Raw genomic sequence first — 20,672 nt, 5'->3', positions numbered from 1 at the left:
CCACGATAGTCCGACCGCCCGACACCCGCGCAGCCTGCCCGCGTGCCCGCGATACGGTTCCCCCTCCAGGGGGAGCACGTTGCAGGGGAGGGACGCCGTGTCGGCGCCGCGCGCGATCGGACTGCTGCTGGGGGCCGCGGCCGACGCCGCGCTGGGCGACCCGCGCCGTGGCCACCCCGTCGCCGCGTTCGGCCGGGTGGCGGGGCTGGTCGAGAAGGTCGTGCACCGCGACCACCCCGCCGCGGGCGTGGTCTACACCGCCGGACTGGCCGGGGCGGTGGTCGGGCTCGGCGTGGCCGTCGAGCGGGCCGGGCGGACGCGGCCGGTGCTCAGGACGCTGACGACGGCGCTGGCCACCTGGGTCGTGCTCGGCGGGCGGTCGCTGGCCGCCGAGGGCACGGTCATCGGCAGGCACCTCGACGCCGGGGAGCTGGAGAGCGCCAGGCAGCGGCTGCCCGCGCTGTGCGGGCGCGACCCCGAGCGGCTGGACGGCCCGGCGATGGCCCGCGCGGCGGTGGAGTCGGTGGCGGAGAACACCTCCGACGCGGTCGTCGCGCCGCTGCTGTGGGGCGCGGTGGCCGGTGTCCCCGGGCTGCTGGGGTACCGGGCGGTGAACACGATGGACGCGATGGTGGGCTACCGCTCGCCGCGCTACCGGCGCTTCGGGTGGGCGTCGGCGCGCCTGGACGACCTGGTCAACTACCTGCCCGCGCGGGTGGCGGCCGGGCTGACCGTGGCCGGCGCGCCCGTCGTCGGCGGCAACCGGCGCAGCGCGTGGGTGGCGTGGCAGCGCGACGCCGCCGCGCACCCGAGCCCGAACGCGGGCCGGGTGGAGGCGGCGTTCGCGGGAGCGCTGGAGGTCCGCCTCGGCGGGCGCACCGTCTACTCCCACGGGGTGGAGGACCGGCCGGTCCTGGGCGACGGCCGGATGCCCGACGCCGGGCACGTGACCAGGGCGGTGGAGCTGTCCCGCGTCGTCGGCTGGCTGGCCGCCGGAGTGGCCGCGGTCATCGGACTGCTGCGGCGCTAGTGCAGGCTGGATCGCGCCTGTTGTTCGGTTTGCCGCGGCTTATCGGTCTGCCGCGGCGTTGGACCGTCGGCTGGGTCGCCCCTGTTCATCGGACTACGGCTTATTGGACTGCGGCTTATTGGACTGGCGCGTGTCGGACTGCGGCTTGTCGGACTGCGGCTTGTCGGACTGGCGCGGTTTATCGGACCGCCGCGGCGTTGGCCTCGTCGTCGGCCAGGATCTCGGCCACGGACTTGCGGCGCGGCTTGTCCAGCGCGCCGCCGGGTTTGATCTCCCGCCAGGTGAAGTAGCCCAGCCCGAGCACCGTCATCGCGCCGAAGGCGATCCACTGCAGCGCGTAGGAGAAGGACGGGCCCGCTTCGAGCTGGGGCAGCGGCAGGGCGCCGAGGACGCCGGGGGCCCCCGCTTCGAGCTGGAGGTAGCCGGGCAGGCTGCCGGGGAGCACGGCCTGCGGGTCGATGGCGTAGACCTGCCGGTACTTGCCGTCTTGGAAGGTGGCCCGCCCGTTCTGCTCCCGCTCCCCGACCCGCACGCGGGCGGTGAGCGTGACCGGGCCGTCGGGGGCGGGCGCGAACCCGGGGACCGAGACGCCCTCCGCGGGCCGCACGAAGCCCCGGTCGACGATCACCGTGCTCCCGTCCGGCAGCCGCAGGGGCGTCAGCACCTCGAACGCGGCGGCCCCCTGCACGGTCCGCAGCCGCGCGACCGCCTCGTGCTCGGGCAGGTACGTGCCCCGCACGGTCACCAGCCGCCACTCGGTGGTCCGGCTGGGCTCGGCGCCGCCGAGCTGCTCGAAGGGCACCGGCCGCGCCTCGAACGAGGCCTGCAGGGCGGCGTTGGTCTCCTGCCGCTCGTCGTGGCGCTGGAACTGCCAGGGGGCGAGCAGCGTGAAACACGCCGTGGCGAACAGACCCACCACGAGCGCCGTGAGCAGCCAGCCCGGCCGCAGCAGCAACCTCAACCGCACGGGACCACGGTAGGCCAGGCTCACCCGGCCAGTGCCGCCCGGGCGGCGCTCACGGTCTGGCGGGCATAGCCTGCCCCGAAGAGCACGGTGTGCACCAGGAGCGGGAACAACTGGTGCAGGGGAACGCGTCCGCGCCACCCGGCGGCCAGCGGGCGGTGCTCGTCGTAGGCGGCGAGGACGTCGGCCAGGTGTGGGCAACCGAACAGCGCGAGCATCGCCAGGTCGGTCTCGCGGTGGCCGCCGTGCGCGGCGGGGTCGATCAGCCAGGCCCGGCCGTCGGCGGCCCACAGCACGTTGCCGTTCCACAGGTCCCCGTGCAGGCGCGCCGGTGGCTCCACAGGTCCGGCGAGGTCATCGATGCGGTCGCACACGGCCTCGACCACCGCGGCGCCGCTGTGATCGATGACGTGGCGGTCGACGGCGTCGCGCAGGTAGGGCAGCACGCGGTGTTCGGCGTACCAGCGCGGCCAGTCCGGTCCCGTGGCGTTGCGCATGGGCGCTTGGCCGATCCAGGCGTCGGTGGTCGGGCCGTACCCGAAGGCGTCCGCGCCGCAGGCGTGCAGCTCGGCCAGGCCGCGCCCGAGCGCGACGGCCGCCGCCGTGGTCGCGAGGCCGGGCTCGACCTGGTCCATCACCACCCAGGTCTCGTCGGCGGCCCGCACCCCGGGCACCGGCACCGCGGCGGCCTCGGCCAGCCACTGCAGCCCGGCGACCTCGGCCGCCGCCTGCCCGACCACGCCGTGCCGCTTGGCCACGACCAGGTCCCCGTTCTCGAGGTCGACCTCGTAGACCGCCGACCCGACCGCGTGCACCCCGGCCACCGGGAGCTGGAGCAGCTCGGCCACCGCCGCGGCCGGGCTCACTGGGCGCGGACCCAGTCGAGCAGGCCGGGGCACGCGGCCTCGACCATGGCCAGCACCTCGTCGAACCCCTCCGTGCCGCCGTAGTACGGGTCGGGGACGTCGAGGGAGTCGGCGGCGGGGTCGAACTCGCGCAGCAGCCGCACCCGGTCCGGCCCGACCCTGCGGCGCAGGGCGCGGGCGTGCCCCTGGTCGAGGGCGACGAGCAGGTCCGCGCCGAGATGGTCGTCGTCGAGGACGGCGGCCACGTGGGCGCTCGGGTAGCCGCCGTGGGTCAGCACGTCCTGGGTCCGCGGGTCGGCGGCGTCGCCGACGTGCCAGTCCCCGGTGCCCGCGCTGCTCACCCGGACCCGCTCGGACAGCCCCGCGCGGCGCAGGTGCTCGGTGAAGACGATGGCGGCCAGGGGGGAGCGGCAGATGTTGCCGGTACAGACGAAGCAGATGTGAATCGAGTCGCGCACAGCCCCGAAGTCTGCCCGTGCCCGCCCGCCCGCACGAGCCAGGCCGTGGACAACAGGCCGGACTGCCAGGACCATCCACCGCCAAGACCGCCTGCGGCCCGGGACCGCCCCGCGACCCAAGACCGCCCACTGCCCAGGACCATCCACCGCCCAAGACCGTCCCGCTGCCCAGGACCGTTCCACGGCACTGTCAGCGACCGGCACTGCCCAGGACCGTCCCGCTGCCCAGGACCGCTCCACGGCCCAAGACTCTCCCCACAGCCCCAGGACCGTCCCACGGCCCAAGTCGGCCCACGGCACTGTCGGCGACCGGCGCTGACCAGGACTCGCCCGCCCTCCGCATCCGAAACACGCCCTAGACTCCCGCCGTGACCCCCGATCCGCTGCGCCACCACGGCGACGTCGACGCCGTGCCCGGCCTGGTCGACCACGCCGTCAACGTGCGCGGCGAGCACCCGCCGGGGTGGCTGCGGCAGCGCCTGGTCGACGCCCTCGACCACATCGGCCGCTACCCCTCCGCCGCCGACGACCTCGCCGCCCGCGCGGCCGTCGGCGCCCGGCACGGCCGCGGCGCCGACGAGGTCCTGGTGCTCAACGGCTCCGCGGAGGGGTTCGCGCTCCTGCCGCACCTGCGCCCCCGCAAGGCCGCGGTCGTGCACCCCGCCTTCACCGAGCCCGAGGCCGCCCTGCGCGACGCGGGCGTCCCCGTGCACCGCGTCCTGCTCGACCCCGCCGACGGCTTCGCCCTGCACCCCCAGGCGATCCCCTACGACGCCGACCTCGTCGTCATCGGCAACCCCACCAACCCGACCTCGGCCCTGCACCCGGCCGAGGCCATCCGCGCCCTGTCCGAGCCCGGCCGCACCGTCCTGGTCGACGAGGCGTTCATGGACGCCGTCCCCGGCGAGCCGGAGAGCCTGGCCCGCGACCGCTCGGTCCTGGTCTTCCGCAGCCTGACCAAGATGTGGGCCCTGCCCGGCCTGCGCGCGGGCTACGCCCTGGGCCACCCCGACACCCTCCGCGCCCTCGCCCGGCACCGTCCACAGTGGCCGGTCAGTACGCTGGTCCTGGCCGCCGTCGTCGCGTGCAGCGAGGACCCGGCGGTCGCCGAGGCCGCCGTCGCCGCGGCCGAGTACGCCGAGCACCGCGAACACCTCGCGGCCAGGCTGGCCGAGCACGGCGTGAAGGTCCACGGCCCCGCGCACGCCCCGTTCCTGCTCATCGAGGTCCCCGACGGCGAGCGCGTCCGCACCGGGCTGCGCCGCCGCGGCGTCGCGGTCCGGCGCGGGGACACCTTCCCCGGCCTCGGGCCCGACCACCTCCGCGTCGCCGTGCGCGCCCCCGAGCAGTGCGGCCCCCTCCTCGACGCCCTGCGAGCCGAACTGGAGGTCGCGCGGTGAGCACCGGGACCACGGTGGCCGACGCCATCGCCGCGCTGGAATCCGCCTACCCGCCCGCGCTCGCCGAGAGCTGGGACGCCGTCGGCCTGGTCTGCGGCGACCCGGCCGAGCCGCTCACCCGCGTGCTGGTCTGCGTCGACCCCACCGAGGACACCGTCGCCGAGGCCGTCGAGACCGGCGCCGAGCTGATCGTCGCCCACCACCCCCTGCTGCTGCGCGGCGTCCACGGGGTGCCCGCGAACACCCCCAAGGGCGGCCTCGTCCACACGATGGTCCGCGGCGGCATCGCGCTGTTCTGCGCCCACACCAACGCCGACGCCGCCGACCCCGGCGTGTCCGACGCGCTGGCCCAGGCCATCGGCCTGACCGTCACCGGCCCGCTCAACCCCAACCCCGACGGCCGCACCGGCATCGGCCGCGTCGGCGAACTGCCCGCGCCCCAACGCTTCGCCGACTTCGTGGCCATGGTCGCCGAGGCGCTGCCGCACACCGAGGGCGGCGTCCGCGCCGCGGGCGACCCCGACCGGCCGATCAAGAAGGTCGCCGTCTCCGGCGGCGCGGGCGACTCCTACCTCGCCACCGCGACCGCCGCCGGGGTCGACGCCTACGTCACCGCCGACCTGCGCCACCACCCCGCCGCCGAGCACCTCGCCGGACCCGGCGCCCCCGCCCTGGTCGACCTCGCCCACTGGGCCAGCGAGTGGCCCTGGTGCGAGCAGGCGGCGGGCGTCCTGCGCGCCGCGCTCGGCGGTACGGTCCTGATCGACGTCTCGACCCGCCGCACCGACCCCTGGACCTGCCAGGCGTCGCAGATATCCCGGAGGTCCACCAGGTGAAAGCCGATTCCGCCGTTCAGCGCGGCCTGCTCGACCTCGCCGAGATCGACGCCGAGCTGTCCCGCATCGACCACCGCCGCCGCAACGCGCCGGAGCTGGCCGAGATCGCCGAGGCGGAGAAGGCCGTCATGGCCCGGCGCGACGCCCGCGTCGCCGTGCAGACCCAGCTCGACGACCTCGACCGCGAGGTCGCCAAGCAGGAGAAGGAGATCGACGCGGTGCGCGCCCGCGAGGACCGCGACCGCAAGCTCCTCGACGGCGGCACCACCGCCGCCCGCCAGGTCGCCGACCTCGAGCACGAGCTGGCCAGCCTGACCAAGCGCAAGACCGCGCTGGAAGACGACCTGCTCGAGCTGATGGAGCGCCGCGAGGCCGTCGAGGGCGACAGCCAGCACACCGCCGTCGAGCACGAGAAGGCCGACGCCGCCCTGGCCGAGCTGCGCCACCGCCACCAGGAGAACCTCGCCGACCTCGACACCCAGGAGACCCGCAGGGCCGCCGACCGCGCCAAGGTCGCCGCGAACGTCCCCGGGCCCCTGCTCGCCCTCTACGAGCGCAAGCGCGCCGCCAAGACCATCGGCGCCGCGCTGCTGCGGGCCCGCCGCTGCGGGGCGTGCAGGCTCGAACTGGACCGCAGGGTGATCTCCTCGATCAAGGACGCCCCCTCCGACGAGGTCATCGAGTGCGAGGAGTGCGGGGTCATCCTCGTGCGCACGCCGGAGTCGGGCCTGTGAGGGTGCGCATCGAGGCCGACGGCGGCTCCCGCGGCAACCCGGGCCCCGCGGGCTACGGCGCGGTCGTCTTCAGCGACACCGGCGAGGTGCTGGCCGAGCGGGCCGAGGGCCTCGGCGTGGCCACCAACAACGTCGCCGAGTACTCCGGGCTGATCGCCGGGCTGCAGGCCGCGCTGGACCTCGGCGCCGAGGTGGCCGAGGTGCGGATGGACTCCAAGCTGGTCGTCGAGCAGATGGCGGGCCGCTGGCAGGTCAAGCACCCCGGCCTGCGCCCGCTGGCCCGCCAGGCCAGTGCCCTGGCGGGCCGCTTCGCCGAGATCACCTACACCTGGATTCCGCGCGCCCGCAACCAGCACGCCGACCGCCTGGCCAACGCGGCCATGGACGCCCAGGAGGGCATAGCGCCCAAGGGGCAGGCGCCCCAGCCCGCTCAGACCTCCCCGACGGCGTGGACGGGCGCGCGCGGCGAGCCGACCAGGCTCCTGCTACTGCGCCACGGCCAGACCCCGATGTCGGCCGAGCGGCGCTACTCCGGCCGCGGCGACGTCGCGCTGACCGAACTCGGCCGCGCCCAGGCCGATGCCGCCGCGCGCAGGCTCGCCAAGGTCGACGGCGTCGACGCGGCCACCCCGGTCGTGGCCTCCCCGCTGACCCGCGCCGCGCAGACCGCGCGGGCGGTGGCCGCGGCGACCGGCGGGGAGGTGCTGACCCATACCGGCCTGATCGAGACCGACTTCGGCGACTGGGAGGGCCTGACCTTCGCCGAGGCCGCCGCGCGCGACTCCGACCTGCACACCCGCTGGCTCTCCGACTCCACCGTCCCCGCCCCGTCGGGCGAGAGCTTCGACGTGGTGCACCGCCGCGTCCGCAAGGCCCGCGACGAGCTGATCGCCCGCTACGGCGGCCGCACGCTGATCGTGGTCAGCCACGTCACCCCGATCAAGGCGCTGCTGCGGATGGCGCTGGACGCGGGCCCGAGCCTGCTGTTCCGGCTGCACCTGGACCTTGCGTCGCTGTCGATCGCCGAGTTCTACCCCGACGGCAACGCCTCCGTGCGCCTGGTCAACGACATCTCGCACTTGGGCTAACCCGGCGGCTAGCCCGCCAGCCGCCGCCTGCGCCCCAGCGCCAGGGAGAACTCCGCCACCGCGTCGGCCACCCGGGCCGCCGCCTCGGCCTGGAGGTCGCCGTGGGCGTCGGCGACCGCGGCCGACGGCACGAACGGCCCGTCCAGCACCCGGGTCGCGCCCAGCTCGCGCAGCAGCGGCCGCAGGCAGAACTCGACCGCGCCGCGCCCCTGCGGGCCGCCGGTGGTCAGCGGCAGGATCGGCACCCCGGCCAGCGCGCCCTTGGGCAGCAGGTCCAGCACCGACTTGACCAGCCCGCAGTGCGCCGCCCGGTGCACCGGCGCGGCCACCACCATCCCCCTGGCGTTCGCCATCGCCGCGAGCGCCGCGACGATCACCGGGTCGGACCGGTCGCCCTCCAACAGCGCGACGGCGGGCAGCGCGCACGCCTCCACCAGCGCGACGGGGTGGCCGAACCCGCGCAACTCCCGGACCGCGTGCGCGCTGAGCAGGCCGACATCGCCACCGGGGACACTGGCCCCGGACACGACAACCGCCCGTTCCATGATCACCAGTAGATCAGCGGGCCCGGTCGGCGGCAACGCGCTCCATGCTCTGCCTTATCCTTGGTGGAGCGGGCGAGTCGGCAGGGCGGCCGCGGCGGCCTCACAGCCGTCGAGGAAAGTCCGGACTCCGCAGGGCAGGGTGGTTGTTAACGGCAACCCGGGGTGACCCGCGGGACAGTGCCACAGAGAACAGACCGCCTGGTTCGACCAGGTAAGGGTGAAACGGTGGTGTAAGAGACCACCAGCGCCCCGGGTGACCGGGGCGGCTAGGTAAACCCCACCCGGAGCAAGGCCAAGAGGCAGGCCCGAGAGGGCAGGCCGCGCAGGCGTTCGAGGGCGGCCCGCCCGAGCCTGCGGGTAGGCCGCATGAGCCTGGCGGCGACGCCAGGCCGAGATGGATGGTCGCCACCCGGGCAACCGGGTACAGGATCCGGCTTACGGCTGGCTCGCCCGCCCAACACAGGTTCTACACCGATCGGCGTAACCTCGCTCGGCGGAATGTGCCTGTCGAGCTGTGAAATCACCCACGCTGGGTCGCAACGTCGCGGGCAGCCGGGTGAAACAGGAGCGGGACTAGGAAAATCGGGTGGTCGTGGGGTGTGCCGGGCCCTGTCCGCACGATGATGGGGTGTGGTCAGATGACACCGCACGGCAGCCAGGGAGGGTCAGTGGACCAACGGAACGCTTTCGGCTAGCTACCGTTCGTAATGGCAATCTAGTGCCCGTCATGCTCTACTCGACAGGCACTGCACGGACCTGCCGCGCAGAGCACGGTCTCCGCGCACTTGGGAGAAAGACATGACCACCGCGTTCCTCGCCTCACTCGCGGAGCTGGCCCAGGCGCCCGCCCCCGAGCCCGGCACAGCCGGCATCCGCACCTTCATCCTTGACAACATCGTTCCCCTCCTGCTGCTCGTCGTCGCCCTCCTGCTCCTCTGGCTGGGCGGCGGCAAGGGCGACAACTCCGGTGTCATGCGCAGGCTCGGCGGTGTGATCGTCGCGCTGGCCATCATCGGCCTGGCCGTGTCCAACGCGGGAGTGGGCATCGGCGAGTGGCTCGCCAGCCTGTTCACCAACAGCTGACGGGCCGGGAGACACGCACGTGCGGATACGCACCGACGACGAGGTCTACCGGGTCGACGCAGTGTGGCTCGGCCCGCCCAAGGCCACCTTCCCGTGGCGGGCCCGCTACGTGGCCTGGGGCGTCGGCATCGTCGTCTACCTGCTTGTCCTGACCGTCCTGCGCAACATGGGCGTCGGCCTGTTCTGGTCGTTCGCCTGGGGACTGGTCCTGACCATCGCCATCACGATGGTCATCTGCTCGCGGATCAGCCACGAGCGCCCGCTGGGCGCCGTGCTCACCATGTGGGCCCGCGAGCTCACCGCGCCGCGCGAGGCCGAGGCCGCCGCGGGCGGCGCGGCCAGCGCGGCGCAGGTCCGCGTGCGCGCGGAACTGCCCAGGAAGAAGCCACGCGGCCGCCGAGCCCGCGCGGCCCGGAAGACAGCCCGGACGACAGCACAGACAAGGGAGGTCAGCGGTGTTCGGACGCCGTAAGCGCGAGCAGCAGGAGCTCGCGCGGTACTCGGCGGGGGCACCGCGCGACCGGGCCCAGCCGGGCCCCGGCAGGCACGCCCCCCAGGCGCGCTACGAGCCGCCCACCACCCCCAAGCGCGGCAAGCGCCTGCCTGGAGAGTCCGGCATCCCCAACTACACCCCCGAGATCGCCGCGCGCACCATCGACGGCCATCTCCTGCGCACCGGCAGCGACGTCTACGCCTGGTACCGGCTGGCCCCCCAGCGCTGGTCGTTCCGCTCGGACTCCCAGCGCCAGGACCTCATCGCCGCGATCGCGGGCCAGTACGCCGAGCTGTCGGGCCGCTGGCTGCACCTGCGGGTCACCACCCGCCCGTACCCGATCCGCATGTGGGCCGAGGCGCACGTCCACAACGCCGTCAACCGGCTGCCGGACGTGCCGGGCGCGCTGAGCTTCGACGACTACCTCGTCGGCGAGCAGCAGCAGCTCATGGGCCGCTCGATGGCCGAGAAGGAGGTCTACCTCGGTGTGCAGGTCCAGTCCCGCAACGTGGTGGACCGGGCCGTCGAGCGGGCCGCCCCGCTGCTGCGCAAGGTGTTCCCCGAGGCCGTCGACGCCGAGCTGCTCGCCGTGGAGAGCGAGGTCGAGCACCTCGACCAGGTGATGTCCTCGGCCGGGCTGGAGGGCCGCCCGGTCACCGCCGAGGAGATGTCCTGGCTGATGCACCGCTCGTGCTCGCTCGGCCTGCCCGCGCCGCGCAACATGCCCGCGGTGCCCGGCGCGGCCTGGGAGCCCGAGGACCTGGCCAGCTTCACCGACGCCGCCGACTTCCACCAGGAGCCCTACTCCCCGAGCGTGGTCGTGCGCGGGCGCACCGGGTCCAACGCGGGCGTGGCCCGCAACGTCGTCGTGCTGACCGTCGGCATGATGCACGGGCTGCAGATCCCCGAGGTCGACGACCCGTGGGTGCAGCGCAGCGACCGGCTGTCCGGCTCCGTGGAGTGGTCCGCGCGCATCTACGTCCGCAGGCCGGAGGAGGTCTCCGGCGAGCTGGCGCGGCAGATGAACAAGGTCCGCTCGCAGGTCAAGCACTACACCGACGAGCACGAGCTGGAGCCGCCGCAGTCGCTGGCCCGCCAGGCGAGCCGGGTGCTGGAGATCGACGACGAGATGACCTCCGGCTTCACCTCGCTGGCCACCCGGGTCCGCTCGTGGTGGCGGCTGGCCGTCTCCGGGCCGACCGAGCGCGACGCGCTGCGCCTGGCCCAGCAGCTCCTGGAGCTGTACAAGCCCAAGGTCGCCATCGAGCACCCCGAGGCGCAGTACGCGATGGCCAGGGAGTTCATCCCCGGCGAGCCGCTGGCCTCCGCCGCCTACATGCGCCGCGGCTCGGTCATCTGGGCCGCGTCCTCGGTGCCGACCGCGACCGCGGAGGTCGGCGACCGGCGCGGCATCCTGCTCGGGGAGACCTGCACCGCCACCCGCCGCCCGGTCGCCTGGGACCCGTGGATGGCCCAGGAGATCCGCGACGGCTCCGGCCTGACCGCGATGGTCGCCGGGCTCGGCGGCGGCAAGTCCTTCCTCGGCGGCGGCGTGGTCTACAAGACGCTGCGCTCCGGCGCGCACTGGACGATCCTGGACCCCTCCGGTCCGCTGGCGAAGCTGTGCGAGCTGCCCGAGCTGCGCCCCTACGCGCGTCCGATCAACCTGCTCAACGCCCAGGCGGGCATCCTCAACCCGTACCGCGTGGTGGCCGAGCCGCGCCTGGAGCACTTCCTCGACGACGAGGACCCCGAGCGCGCCTGGCGCCGGGAGAAGGCGCTGGCCGCGGCCACCCGCCGCCGCCTGGTCCTGGACGTGCTCACCGGCCTGCTCCCGTACGAGGTCGCCCGCCTCCCGCAGAGCCGCATCGTGCTGCTGCGCGCGGTCCGCACCGTCGGCGGGCGCGCCGACGCCGACCCGAGCCTGGTGTTCGAGGCCCTGCGCCGCGACGCCAGCGAGCACCACGAGCACGCCGTCGTCGTCGCCGACTTCCTCGACGAGATGAAGGAGCGCATGTCGCTGCTCATCCCCGAGCGCGGCGCCGACCCCTACGACGAGCAGCGCGACGACCGCCTCACCGTGCTCACCATGGCCGGGCTGACCCTGCCCAAGGACGGCGTGGGCCGCGAGCACTGGACCGACGCCGAGGCCCTCGGCGTGGAGATGCTCAACCTCGCCGCCTGGCTGACCCAGCGCTCCATCTACGACCGCCCCAAGGACATGCGCAAGGGCGTCTGGATCGATGAGGCGTTCTTCCTCGCCGAGGTGCCCACCGGCCGCGTCCTGATGAACCGCTTCGCCCGCGACTCCCGCAAGTGGAACGTCCGGGTGCTGCTGTCCTCGCAGATCCCCGCCGACTTCCTGCGCATCCAGGGGTTCGTGGCGCTGCTGGACTCGGTGTTCATCGGCCGCCTCGACGACGACCAGGCCCAGGCCGACGCGCTGCGCCTGCTCAAGGTGCCCGTCGGCGCGGGCTACGAGCAGGTCGTGGCCAGCCTCGGGCGCCGCCCCGGCAGCCACCGCGGCCTCACCGAGCGCGACACCGCCCCCCGCCAGTTCATCTTCGCCGACGGCGCGGGCGGCGTGGAGCGCATCCGGATCGACTTGTCCGGCCAGCACCTCGACCACCTGCGCTCGGTCATGGACACCACCCCGGACGCCCAGCGCGAGCGGGTGCTGCCCGAGGCGCAGGGCACCCACGCGCCGGTCATCCCCGAACCGCAGCGCCGCGAGCAGATCGAGGCCGCCGCGCTGCCCAGCGACGAGGAGTTCGAGCGGGCCGCGGAGTTCGAACTCGGCTTGACCGAGGAGGACTACGTCGGCGACCCGCCCGAGCCGACACCACCAGGTGAGGGCAAGAAGCCCGGCCGCGAGGACGCGGCATGAGACCCGGAGTTCGTCACCTCTGCGAGATTGGTGGGGGCTAATGATCACGGTTCTGCTGGTGGTGGCGGCCGCCGCGCTGCTGACCGCGGCGCGGCGGCGGGCCAGACGCCGAGGCGGTGAGCTGGGCAGGCGTTCGGCGATGGCGGTCGTCGTCGGGATCATCGGCCTGCACGCGCTCATCGGCAGCCCGGCGATGGCGCAGGAACTCGACTGCGTGCCCAACCCCGAGCGCCCCGGCTCGGGCATGGTCGGCGCGATCGACCCGCCCAAGGGCAACGGCGAGGCGGGCACCCCATACCAGGTGTACGGGTTCGCGGGCATGGTCTGGCACGTCTACGACGAGTCCTGCAACGGCCTGGTGCCCAGCGGCGTGACCGACCCGGGCGCCACGATCGACAACTGGGCGGGCAACGAGCTGTTCAACCTGGCGAAGATCATCGTCGGGGCGACCAACTCCCTGCACTACACCCTGCTCGACGGCGGCATCCTCGGCGGGCTCAACGACCAGATCGGCGAGGCGGCCCAGTCGGTCTTCAACAACATCTACGCCCAGCTGTTCAGCCTGTTCGCCCTCATCCTCGCCGTGCTGATGTTCCGCCAGATCTGGCGCGGCGACCTCGCCGCGGTCAGCAAACGCGCGCTGTTCGCCCTGGGCGGCATGTGGCTGGCGGCGTCGTCGATGGTGCTGGTCACCAACTACGACCGCATCGATGACTTCATCGTGCGCACGACGACCGGCATCCAGGCGGGCTTCATCGACCCGGGGCAGAGCCGGGTCGGCTACGACATCCTGCCGACCGAGCTGCACAAGAAGATCGTCTACGAGAACTGGACCCGCGGCGTCTTCGGCTCCCCGGACTCCCCGCAGGCCAGGGACTTCGGCCCCCGGCTGCTCGACGCCCAGGCGTGGACCCGCGACGACGTGGTCACCGGCCGCGACGCCGACAACGCCGCCGAGCAGGCCAAGAAGGCCGAGTACAAGGCCATCGCGGGCCAGCTCGGCCCGGCGACGGGCTACTTCAAGGGCACCGACGGCAGCCGCACCGGCGCGGGCGTGCTCGCGTTCCTCCAGTCGATCTTCTACTCGCTGTTCCAGTTCTTCGCGAAGCTGGCGGTCCTGCTGGCGCAGCTGCTGCTGCGGATACTCGCGCTGGCCGCGCCGGTCATCGGCCTGGTCGCGCTGGTCCACCACGACATCCTGCGCCGGGTCGGGCGCGCGGTCGGCGCGGTGATCCTCAACGTGCTGGTGCTGGCCATGCTGGCGGGCATCCACTTCAAGTTCCTCGAACTGATCTTCTCCCCCGACGCCGGGCTCTCGCTGCTGACGCAGATGCTGCTCGCGGCCATCGTGACCTTCGTCTTCTTCCTCATCGGCAGGCCCATGCGGCGGATGTGGCAGATGCTGGAGATGTCGATGGGCGCGGCCGGGGCGTCGGTGGCCGGGCCGGGGACCGGGATCTTCTCCCGGTTCCGCCGCAACAAGCACCACGGGCCCACCCCGCAGGACAACTTCTGGGAGAACCTGCGCGAGGAGGAGGAGCCCTCCGAGGCGGGCGCCCTGGTGCGCGGCGGCAGGCGGCACCGGCCGGAGGCGGCGAACCCGGTCACCGTCGCCGCCGAGCGCATGGACACCAACCGCGCCCAGGTCGGCGGGCCGCGCGCGGCCATCGGCTCGGGCAGGCAGCAGCTGGGCCCCGGGCAGGAGACCGGCGTGTACGTCGCGGGCGTGTCGGGACGCAGCGGCGCCGCGCACCTGGTGACGCGCGGCACGAGCCGCACCGTGGACACGGTGCCGGTGGCCGACCGCGGCTGGGACCGCGGGGAGGACGCCGTCGTGGTGCCCTCGCGCGTGCCGAGCAGCCGGATCGGCGACCCGGCGACCGAGCCCGCCGCCGCCCCGCTGCCGCGCCCCGCCGACATCGAGGTCGTGGCAGGCAGGCCGGTGCACGTGGTCTACCGGCCCTCGCGCGGCCTCGAGGTCGCCGCTGAGGCCGTCCGCAGGCCGCTGCCCCGCCAGGACGGACCCCTCGAGAACGACCGGCTGGTGAGGTAGGCCGTGCCGATCCGGACCAACCGCGGCCGGGCCGCGGTCTACCGCAAGCTGTGGGGCTGGCCGTTGCGCTCGCCCCGGCACCTGGCCATCGCCGCGTTCATCGCCGCCCTGGTCATCACCGGGGCGGGCATCGTGATCCCGAAGCTGACCGGCTCGGACACCCCGAGGGCCGCGGGCTCGCCGTCGACCAGCGCCACCATGGGCTCGAACTCCCGGGTGGTCGGCTCGCGGGTGGTGCAGCTGCCCCCGGACTTCGGCTCCGAGAGCGCCAGGCCCAGCCAGACCCGGGTCGAGCCCACGCTGACCCCCTCGCCCGCCGCCGCCGACCCGCGGGCGGTCAAGGTCGCCACCGACTGGGCGGGCGCGTGGGTGCGCCACCCGGAGGGCATCACCGCCGAGGCATGGCAGGACCAGCTCCGCCCGTACACCACCGAGGAGTACATGGTGAAGCTGACGAGCACCGACCCCAGGAACATCCCCGCAACGGAGGTAACCGGCGAGCCCCGAGTCGTGGTCTCCTACCAGAAGTCCGTCGTGCTGGAGATCCCGACCGACGGGCCGCTGCTCCGGTTGACCACGGTGGAGACCGACGCGGGCTGGCGGGTGTCCGAGCACGCGATGGGGGAGGGGTGACATGCGCGGGTCGGTGATCGTCGTGGGCGTCACGGTCGTCGGTCTGGTGACCGCGATCGGCACCGGCGCGCTGACGCTCATCCAGCGCGACCACGCCGCCGACACCGCGGCCTTCGCCACCGTCTCCTGCAACGCCAGCGTCGGCCCGACCACGGGGGGCACAGGGTCGGGCGCGGACGACGCCGCGAACCTCACCGGCGAGCAGCTCCGCACCGTCGGGGTGATCATCACCATCGGCAAGCAGCGGGAACTGCCGCCGCGGGCGTGGCAGATCGCCATCCAGGCGGGCATGACCGAGTCCGGGCTGCGCAGCCTGGACTACGGCGACCGCGACTCCCTCGGCATCTTCCAGATGCGCCCGTCGATGGGCTGGGGATCGCCGAGCCAGGTCACCGACCCGGTGTACGCGGTCAACAAGTTCTACGACGTCCTGCTGACGGTGCCCGACTGGGACAAGCAGCGCCCCGGCGAGTCCGCCCAGGACGTGGAGCGCTCGGCCTTCCCCGACCGCTACCACCGCTGGGAGGCGATGGCGACCCACCTCATCGGTGACGTCGGCCAGGTCACCGACGCCAGCGGCTGCGGGGAGGACACCGGCCTGCTGCTGCCCGCGCCGACGCAGGCCGCGGGCGAGGCCATCCAGTTCGCCCTCGGCCAGCGCGGCAAGCCCTACCAGTGGGGCGCGCTGACCACCCACCAGAACTCCTTCGACTGCTCCAGCCTCATGCTGCAGGCCTACCGCGACGCCGGGATCAGCCTGCCGCGCACGTCCCGCGAGCAGTGGCACGCGGGCGCGTACCTGCCCGTCGAGCAGGCCCAGCCCGGCGACCTGCTGTTCTGGGCCCGCGACACCAGTGACCCGCGCACGATCCACCACGTGGCCATGTACATCGGCGACGGGAAGATGGTGGAGGCGCAGCAGAACGGCGTCCCGGTGCACATCCGCCCCATCGAGTGGACCGAGGGCGGTCTCCTCGACTACGCCGTCCGCCCCGGGGCATAGGCCCAGGAGGAGACCCCATGACGATGTACAACCCGGAGTCGCTGCCCCGGCACCCGGGCCCGCCCGCGTCGAGCATCCCGCTGCGCGACTTCCTCGACTCCGCGCGCCGCCCGGGGGTCAGCCCCGGCTACGCGGTGCTCCCGCGCTCGCTCGGCGAGGCGATGCCGCTGCCGTGGCAGCAGCAGATGGCGTACCTGCTCTACGAGTTCCACCAGGTCTACGCGCACCTGGAGTGGCCGGAGTACCGCGTGGTGCCCTCCCGCAAGGAGCGGCTGGTCGACCTCGACGAGGACCAGCTGGCCGAGGTCGGCTGCATCGTGGAGATCGACGCCGACGGCGAGCTGGTCTACCGCGAGCGCAACGGCAGGCGCATCGACAACCCCGAGACCTACGAGGTGCTGGTCTCCTGCCTCGACCCGATCCCGGGCCAGCAGCTCAACGCCAACCAGGACACCCCGCCGCGCGGTCTGCCCATGCGCCAGGCCCCCAACTGGGGTTAACCTCGATCATGGCCAAGGACGCGAACCCGCCCGAGGGCTGGTGGTACAACACCCGCACCGGCGAGGTCGAGCACGGGCAGCTGGCACGGTCCATCGACCGGCTCGGTCCCTACCCCGACCGCGAGAGCGCCGCCCGCGCGCTGGAGACCGCCAGGGAGCGGACCCAGGCCGCCGACCGGGCCGACCGCGCGTGGCGTGGGGACGATGACTGACCCCCGCTGAGCGCATAGGGTGCCGGTGTGGACACCGAAGCGATCGGCCGAGGCGATTTCACCAGTGTGCGGACCGAGTTCGGCCTGCCCGACCGGTTCCCGGCCGCCGTGCTGGCCGAGGCCGAGCGCGCGGTGGACACCGGCCCGGTCGGGGAGCGGGTGGACCGCACCGACATCCCGCTGGTGACCATCGACCCGCCCGGGGCCAAGGACCTCGACCAGGCCATGCACATCGAGCGCCTGGGGGACGCGGGCTTCCGCGTGCACTACGCGATCGCCGACCTGGGCGCGTTCGTCGTGCCGGGCGGCGCGCTCGACACCGAGGTCCGGCGGCGCGGGCAGACGCTGTACCTGCCCGACGGGTCGGTCCCGATGCACCCCTCGGCGCTCTCCGAGGGCGCGGCGAGCCTGCTGCCCGGCCAGACCGCGCCGTCGGCGCTGTGGACGCTGGACCTCGACGCCTCGGGTGAGCCCGTCTCGGTGCGGGTGGAGCGGGCGCTGGTGCGCTCGATCGAGCAGTTCGACTACGAGTCGGTGCAGGCCACCGTCGACGCGGGGACCCCGCACCCGTCGGTGGCCCTGCTGCCCGAGCTGGGCGAGCTGCGGCGGGCGGCGGCCATCCGGCGCGGCGCGCTGGAGCTGCAACTGCCCGAGCAGGACGTGGAGCCGGTCAGCGGCGGCTGGCGGCTCCTGCTGCGCGGGCGGACCAAGGTCGACGCCTGGAACGCGGAGATCTCGCTGCTGACCGGGATGGCGGCGGCCACGATCATGCTGCGGGCGGGCATCGGCGTCCTGCGCACCCTGCCCGCGCCGACCGACGACGACCAGGCGTGGCTGCGCCGCTCGGCGGGCGTGCTGGGCATCGAGTGGCCCGAGGGCCGCACCGCCGCCGAGGTGCTGGCCGGGCTGGACCGCTCGTCGCCCGCGGCGATGGCCCTGTCGATGGACGCCACCCGGCTGCTGCGCGGCGCGGGCTACACCGCCTTCGACGGCGCCGCGCCGGAGCTCGCCGCGCACGCGGGCATCGCCGCGCCGTACGCGCACGTGACCGCGCCCCTGCGGCGGCTGGTCGACCGGTTCGGCACGGAGGTGTGCCTGGCGGTGTGCGCCGGTGACGAGGTGCCCGACTGGGTGCGCCAGGCGCTCCCGCTGCTGCCTGCCCTGATGGAGGCATCCGACGGCCTGGCGGGCAAGGTCGACCGGGCCTGCCTCGACCAGGTGGAGGCGTGGGTGCTGGCCGAGCGGGTCGGGCAGGAGTTCGACGCCGTCGTGCTGCGCGCGGAGGGCGAGTCGGCGGAGGTGTTCGTGCCGGACCCGCCGGTGCTGGCCAAGGCATCCGGCGCGGACCTGACCGAGGGCGAGATGGTCCGCCTGCGCCTCGTCGAGGCCGACCCGGTCGCCAGGCGCGTGCGCTTTGCCCGGTGAGATCAGCCGGAGGCCGGCCCGGTGGGGCAGGCCGGTGAGGTCAGCGCGCTGTCCGCGTGGTGCTGTGTTCTTGGCGTATGGAAGGGATCAATGTGACCAGTGACGAGACCGCGGGCCCGACTGTCGGTGTGCTCGGCGGCACCGGCCCGCAAGGCCGCGGCCTGGCGCTGCGCTGGGCGAAGGCGGGCATCCGCGTGCTGATCGGTTCGCGCTCGGCGGAACGCGCCGCCGACGCCGCGCGGGAACTCTGCGCCGCGGCGGGCGTTGAATCCGTGGAAGGCCGGGACAACGCGGCCTGCGCGGCGGGATCGGACGTCGTGCTCGTCGCCGTGCCCTGGGACGGCCACGGCGACCTGCTGGCGGGCCTCAAGGCCGAGCTGGCCGGGAAGGTCGTCGTCGACTGCGTCAACCCGCTGGGCTTCGACAAGCAGGGCCCCTACGCGCTGGCGGTGCCCGAGGGCAGCGCGGCCGAGCAGGCCGCCGCCCTGCTGCCGGACTCCCGCGTCACCGCCGCCTTCCACCACGTCTCCGCGGTCCTGCTGGCCGACCTGTCGATCGCCGAGATCGACACCGACGTCCTGGTCCTCGGCGACGACCGCGAGGCCACCGACACCGTGCGCGCCCTGGCCGACGCGATCCCGGGCATGCGCGGGATCTACGGCGGCAGGCTGCGCAACGCCCACCAGGTGGAGGCCCTGACCGCCAACCTGATCGCCGTCAACCGCCGCTACAAGGCCCACGCCGGACTCCGCGTCACCGATGTCTGACCGGCTCGACGACCTCGGCGCGGCGGTGCCCGGCACGGGCCCGCCCGCGCGGGTCGTCAGCCTGGTCCCGTCGCTGACCGAGGCCGTCGAGACGAGCGCGCCCGGCCTGCTCGTCGGCGCCACCGACTACTGCGCCCACCCCGCCTCGCTCGACGTGGCCAGGGTCGGCGGCTCCAAGTACCCCACCGTCGCCGCCGTCCTGGCGCTGTGCCCGGACCTGGTGATCGCCAACTCCGAGGAGAACCGCCCCGAGGACGTCGGGGCGCTGCGCGCGGCGGGCGTGCCGGTCTGGGTCACCGCCGCGCCCACGACCGTGCCGCACGGGCTGGACTCCACCCGCAGGCTGATCACCGAGGGGCTGCGCCTGCCCGAGCCGCCGTGGCTGTCCGAGGCGAGCGCGCTGTGGGCGGAGACCCCCCCGGTGTGGGCGACGGCCGTGGTCCCGGTGTGGCGCAAGCCGTGGGTCGTCCTCGGCCGGGACACCTTCGCGGGCGACGTGCTGCTGCGCCTGGGCGTGGCCAACGCCTACGCCGAGCACCCCGAGCGCTACCCGCGCCCACCACTGGCCGAGCTCCAGGGCACCGCGGCCAACCTCGTCGTCCTGCCCGACGAGCCCTATGAGTTCACCGCCGAGGACGGTCCGCAGTTCTTCCCCGGCAAACGGTCCGTGCTCGTGGTCGGCCGCCACCTCACCTGGTACGGACCCTCCCTCGTGAAAGCCCGCGCCGAGCTGGCCGCCGCGCTGCGCAGGCCGCTACCGGAAGCCGTCGGTGGCGGCGCGTAGCGCGGCGAGCACCCCGGGGTCGGCCACCGCGTGGCCCGCGCCCGGCATGATCCGCAGCGTGGAGCCCGGCCACGCCTGGTGCAGGTCCCACGCGCTGACCGGCGGGCAGACCGCGTCGTAGCGGCCCTGCACGATCACCCCGGGGATGCCCGCGAGCCGGTGCGCGTCGCGGACGAACTGGTCCTCGGCGAGCCAGCCCAGGTTGGTGAAGTAGTGCACGGCCAGCCGCGCGAACGGCACCGCGAACGCCGGGTCCTGGTACTGGGCCGCGATCACCGGGTTCGGCAGCAGCGACACCGTGGCGCCCTCCCAGGCGCTCCACTCGATCGCGGCGGCGGTCGGGTCCGGCCCGGCGAGCAGCGACCGGTACGCCGCCAGCGGGTCGGCGCCGGGCGGGACCGGGGCCAGGAACCGCGCCCACGCCTCCGGGAACAGGTGGCCCGCGCCGCCCCGGTAGAGCCAGTCCAGCTCGCGCTCGCGCAGCAGGAACACCCCGCGCAGCACGATCTCGCTGACCCGCGCCGGGTGCGCCTGGGCGTAGGCCAGCGCCACCACGCAGCCCCACGAGCCGCCGAACAGCTGCCAGCGGTCGATGCCGAGGTGGACCCGCAGCCGCTCCATGTCCGCCACCAGGTGCCAGGTGGTGTTGGCCGTGGTCGAGGCGAAGGGCGTGCTGCGCCCCGCACCGCGCTGGTCGAACAGCACGATCCGGTACGCGGCGGGGTCGAAGTGCCTGCGGTGGAGCGGGTTGGTGCCCGCGCCCGGGCCTCCGTGCAGGACAACGACCGGCTTGCCCGCCGGGTTCCCGCTGACCTCCCAGTGCAGCCGGTGGCCGTCGCCGACGTCGAGCAGGCCCGACAGGTGGGGATCGATCGGCGGGTACAGCGCGTTCATGCCGCCAAGGTTAGGGT

General features: G+C 74.2%; 21 protein-coding genes and 1 other RNA gene. 17 read left to right on the top strand and 5 right to left on the bottom strand.

Annotated features, from left to right (window positions below; all coding sequences use genetic code 11):
* The first annotated feature begins 97 nt into the window (after positions 1-97).
* Positions 98-1,030, top strand: coding sequence for a cobalamin biosynthesis protein (locus ACTG9Q_RS08345; RefSeq protein ID WP_455572073.1), 933 nt, complete (start codon positions 98-100; stop codon positions 1,028-1,030).
* Between the two features lie 178 nt (positions 1,031-1,208).
* On the opposite strand, the gene ACTG9Q_RS08340 is transcribed toward ACTG9Q_RS08345, so the two are convergent.
* Genes ACTG9Q_RS08340 through ACTG9Q_RS08330 form a run of 3 tightly spaced genes read right to left on the bottom strand, consistent with a single transcriptional unit; the run spans position 1,209 to position 3,306 of the window.
* Positions 1,209-1,997: an SURF1 family cytochrome oxidase biogenesis protein gene (locus ACTG9Q_RS08340; RefSeq protein WP_455572072.1), complete on the bottom strand. Its 789-nt coding sequence runs from the start codon at positions 1,995-1,997 to the stop codon at positions 1,209-1,211.
* 20 nt (positions 1,998-2,017) lie between these two features.
* Positions 2,018-2,860 carry a fructosamine kinase family protein gene (locus tag ACTG9Q_RS08335; protein ID WP_455572071.1) on the bottom strand — a complete coding sequence of 281 codons (843 nt, stop codon included), beginning with the start codon at positions 2,858-2,860 and terminating at the stop codon, positions 2,018-2,020.
* Positions 2,857-3,306 carry a low molecular weight protein-tyrosine-phosphatase gene (locus ACTG9Q_RS08330; RefSeq protein WP_455572708.1) on the bottom strand — a complete coding sequence of 150 codons (450 nt, stop codon included), beginning with the start codon at positions 3,304-3,306 and terminating at the stop codon, positions 2,857-2,859. The genes ACTG9Q_RS08335 and ACTG9Q_RS08330 overlap by 4 nt, the downstream gene beginning before the upstream one ends.
* Positions 3,307-3,686: 380 nt before the next feature.
* Here ACTG9Q_RS08330 and cobC point away from each other — a divergent pair, with 380 nt between their 5' ends.
* Genes cobC through ACTG9Q_RS08310 form a run of 4 tightly spaced genes read left to right on the top strand, consistent with a single transcriptional unit; the run spans position 3,687 to position 7,376 of the window.
* Positions 3,687-4,718, top strand: a complete 1,032-nt coding sequence (gene cobC, locus ACTG9Q_RS08325) for an Rv2231c family pyridoxal phosphate-dependent protein CobC (protein ID WP_455572070.1) — start codon at positions 3,687-3,689, stop codon at positions 4,716-4,718.
* Positions 4,715-5,554 carry a Nif3-like dinuclear metal center hexameric protein gene (locus tag ACTG9Q_RS08320; RefSeq protein WP_455572069.1) on the top strand — a complete coding sequence of 280 codons (840 nt, stop codon included), beginning with the start codon at positions 4,715-4,717 and terminating at the stop codon, positions 5,552-5,554. Before cobC ends, ACTG9Q_RS08320 begins: the two co-directional genes overlap by 4 nt.
* Positions 5,551-6,288 carry a zinc ribbon domain-containing protein gene (locus ACTG9Q_RS08315; RefSeq protein ID WP_455572068.1) on the top strand — a complete coding sequence of 246 codons (738 nt, stop codon included), beginning with the start codon at positions 5,551-5,553 and terminating at the stop codon, positions 6,286-6,288. The genes ACTG9Q_RS08320 and ACTG9Q_RS08315 overlap by 4 nt, the downstream gene beginning before the upstream one ends.
* A gap of 2 nt (positions 6,289-6,290) precedes the next feature.
* Positions 6,291-7,376, top strand: a complete 1,086-nt coding sequence (locus ACTG9Q_RS08310; protein WP_455572707.1) for a bifunctional RNase H/acid phosphatase — start codon at positions 6,291-6,293, stop codon at positions 7,374-7,376.
* A gap of 8 nt (positions 7,377-7,384) precedes the next feature.
* On the opposite strand, the gene ACTG9Q_RS08305 is transcribed toward ACTG9Q_RS08310, so the two are convergent.
* The gene (locus ACTG9Q_RS08305; protein ID WP_455572067.1) at positions 7,385-7,921 is read right to left on the bottom strand and encodes an NAD(P)H-dependent oxidoreductase; all 537 of its coding nucleotides are present in this window, start codon (positions 7,919-7,921) and stop codon (positions 7,385-7,387) included.
* A 73-nt stretch (positions 7,922-7,994) separates the two neighbouring features.
* Here ACTG9Q_RS08305 and rnpB point away from each other — a divergent pair.
* The 12 genes from rnpB to ACTG9Q_RS08245 all read left to right on the top strand — a co-directional run bounded on the left by rnpB (position 7,995) and on the right by ACTG9Q_RS08245 (position 19,761).
* Positions 7,995-8,374, top strand: an RNA gene (gene rnpB, locus ACTG9Q_RS08300) — RNase P RNA component class A.
* Between the two features lie 345 nt (positions 8,375-8,719).
* Positions 8,720-9,004, top strand: a complete 285-nt coding sequence (locus ACTG9Q_RS08295; RefSeq protein ID WP_455572066.1) for a hypothetical protein — start codon at positions 8,720-8,722, stop codon at positions 9,002-9,004.
* A gap of 19 nt (positions 9,005-9,023) precedes the next feature.
* Positions 9,024-9,476, top strand: coding sequence for a hypothetical protein (locus tag ACTG9Q_RS08290; RefSeq protein ID WP_455572065.1), 453 nt, complete (start codon positions 9,024-9,026; stop codon positions 9,474-9,476).
* On the top strand, positions 9,460-12,384 hold the full coding sequence (locus ACTG9Q_RS08285) for an ATP-binding protein (protein ID WP_455572064.1): 2,925 nt from the start codon (positions 9,460-9,462) through the stop codon (positions 12,382-12,384). Before ACTG9Q_RS08290 ends, ACTG9Q_RS08285 begins: the two co-directional genes overlap by 17 nt.
* 40 nt (positions 12,385-12,424) lie before the next feature.
* A complete protein-coding gene (locus tag ACTG9Q_RS08280; RefSeq protein ID WP_455572063.1) occupies positions 12,425-14,437 on the top strand; it encodes a magnesium transporter in 2,013 nt (670 codons plus the stop codon).
* 3 nt (positions 14,438-14,440) lie between these two features.
* Positions 14,441-15,070 carry a hypothetical protein gene (locus ACTG9Q_RS08275; RefSeq protein WP_455572062.1) on the top strand — a complete coding sequence of 210 codons (630 nt, stop codon included), beginning with the start codon at positions 14,441-14,443 and terminating at the stop codon, positions 15,068-15,070.
* Between the two features lies 1 nt (position 15,071).
* Positions 15,072-16,073: a C40 family peptidase gene (locus ACTG9Q_RS08270; RefSeq protein ID WP_455572061.1), complete on the top strand. Its 1,002-nt coding sequence runs from the start codon at positions 15,072-15,074 to the stop codon at positions 16,071-16,073.
* 17 nt (positions 16,074-16,090) lie between these two features.
* A complete protein-coding gene (locus tag ACTG9Q_RS08265) occupies positions 16,091-16,573 on the top strand; it encodes a hypothetical protein (protein WP_455572060.1) in 483 nt (160 codons plus the stop codon).
* Positions 16,574-16,581: 8 nt separating this feature from the next.
* Positions 16,582-16,785, top strand: a complete 204-nt coding sequence (locus tag ACTG9Q_RS08260) for a hypothetical protein (RefSeq protein WP_455572059.1) — start codon at positions 16,582-16,584, stop codon at positions 16,783-16,785.
* A gap of 27 nt (positions 16,786-16,812) precedes the next feature.
* Positions 16,813-18,210 carry an RNB domain-containing ribonuclease gene (locus ACTG9Q_RS08255; RefSeq protein ID WP_455572058.1) on the top strand — a complete coding sequence of 466 codons (1,398 nt, stop codon included), beginning with the start codon at positions 16,813-16,815 and terminating at the stop codon, positions 18,208-18,210.
* Positions 18,211-18,302: 92 nt separating this feature from the next.
* The gene (gene npdG / locus ACTG9Q_RS08250; RefSeq protein ID WP_455572057.1) at positions 18,303-18,977 is read left to right on the top strand and encodes an NADPH-dependent F420 reductase; all 675 of its coding nucleotides are present in this window, start codon (positions 18,303-18,305) and stop codon (positions 18,975-18,977) included.
* The gene (locus tag ACTG9Q_RS08245) at positions 18,970-19,761 is read left to right on the top strand and encodes a helical backbone metal receptor (RefSeq protein WP_455572056.1); all 792 of its coding nucleotides are present in this window, start codon (positions 18,970-18,972) and stop codon (positions 19,759-19,761) included. The genes npdG and ACTG9Q_RS08245 overlap by 8 nt, the downstream gene beginning before the upstream one ends.
* On the opposite strand, the gene pip is transcribed toward ACTG9Q_RS08245, so the two are convergent.
* The gene (pip, locus tag ACTG9Q_RS08240) at positions 19,732-20,655 is read right to left on the bottom strand and encodes a prolyl aminopeptidase (RefSeq protein WP_455572055.1); all 924 of its coding nucleotides are present in this window, start codon (positions 20,653-20,655) and stop codon (positions 19,732-19,734) included. The two genes, ACTG9Q_RS08245 and pip, sit on opposite strands and share 30 nt — an antisense overlap.
* Positions 20,656-20,672: the final 17 nt, after the last annotated feature.

It is taken from the genome of Actinokineospora lacus, from assembly GCF_053813445.1.
This window is presented reverse-complemented; position numbering and strand designations above follow the sequence as displayed.

Bases quoted from the DNA above. Each gene is read 5' to 3' on its own strand.
- ACTG9Q_RS08270 (WP_455572061.1), top strand. From the start codon at position 15,072: ATGCGCGGGTCGGTGATCGTCGTGGGCGTCACGGTCGTCGGTCTGGTG.
- ACTG9Q_RS08295 (WP_455572066.1), top strand. From the start codon at position 8,720: ATGACCACCGCGTTCCTCGCCTCACTCGCGGAGCTGGCCCAGGCGCCC.
- ACTG9Q_RS08245 (WP_455572056.1), top strand. From the start codon at position 18,970: ATGTCTGACCGGCTCGACGACCTCGGCGCGGCGGTGCCCGGCACGGGC.
- ACTG9Q_RS08265 (WP_455572060.1), top strand. From the start codon at position 16,091: ATGACGATGTACAACCCGGAGTCGCTGCCCCGGCACCCGGGCCCGCCC.
- ACTG9Q_RS08260 (WP_455572059.1), top strand. From the start codon at position 16,582: ATGGCCAAGGACGCGAACCCGCCCGAGGGCTGGTGGTACAACACCCGC.
- ACTG9Q_RS08305 (WP_455572067.1), bottom strand. From the start codon at position 7,921: ATGGAACGGGCGGTTGTCGTGTCCGGGGCCAGTGTCCCCGGTGGCGAT.
- ACTG9Q_RS08280 (WP_455572063.1), top strand. From the start codon at position 12,425: ATGATCACGGTTCTGCTGGTGGTGGCGGCCGCCGCGCTGCTGACCGCG.
- pip (WP_455572055.1), bottom strand. From the start codon at position 20,655: ATGAACGCGCTGTACCCGCCGATCGATCCCCACCTGTCGGGCCTGCTC.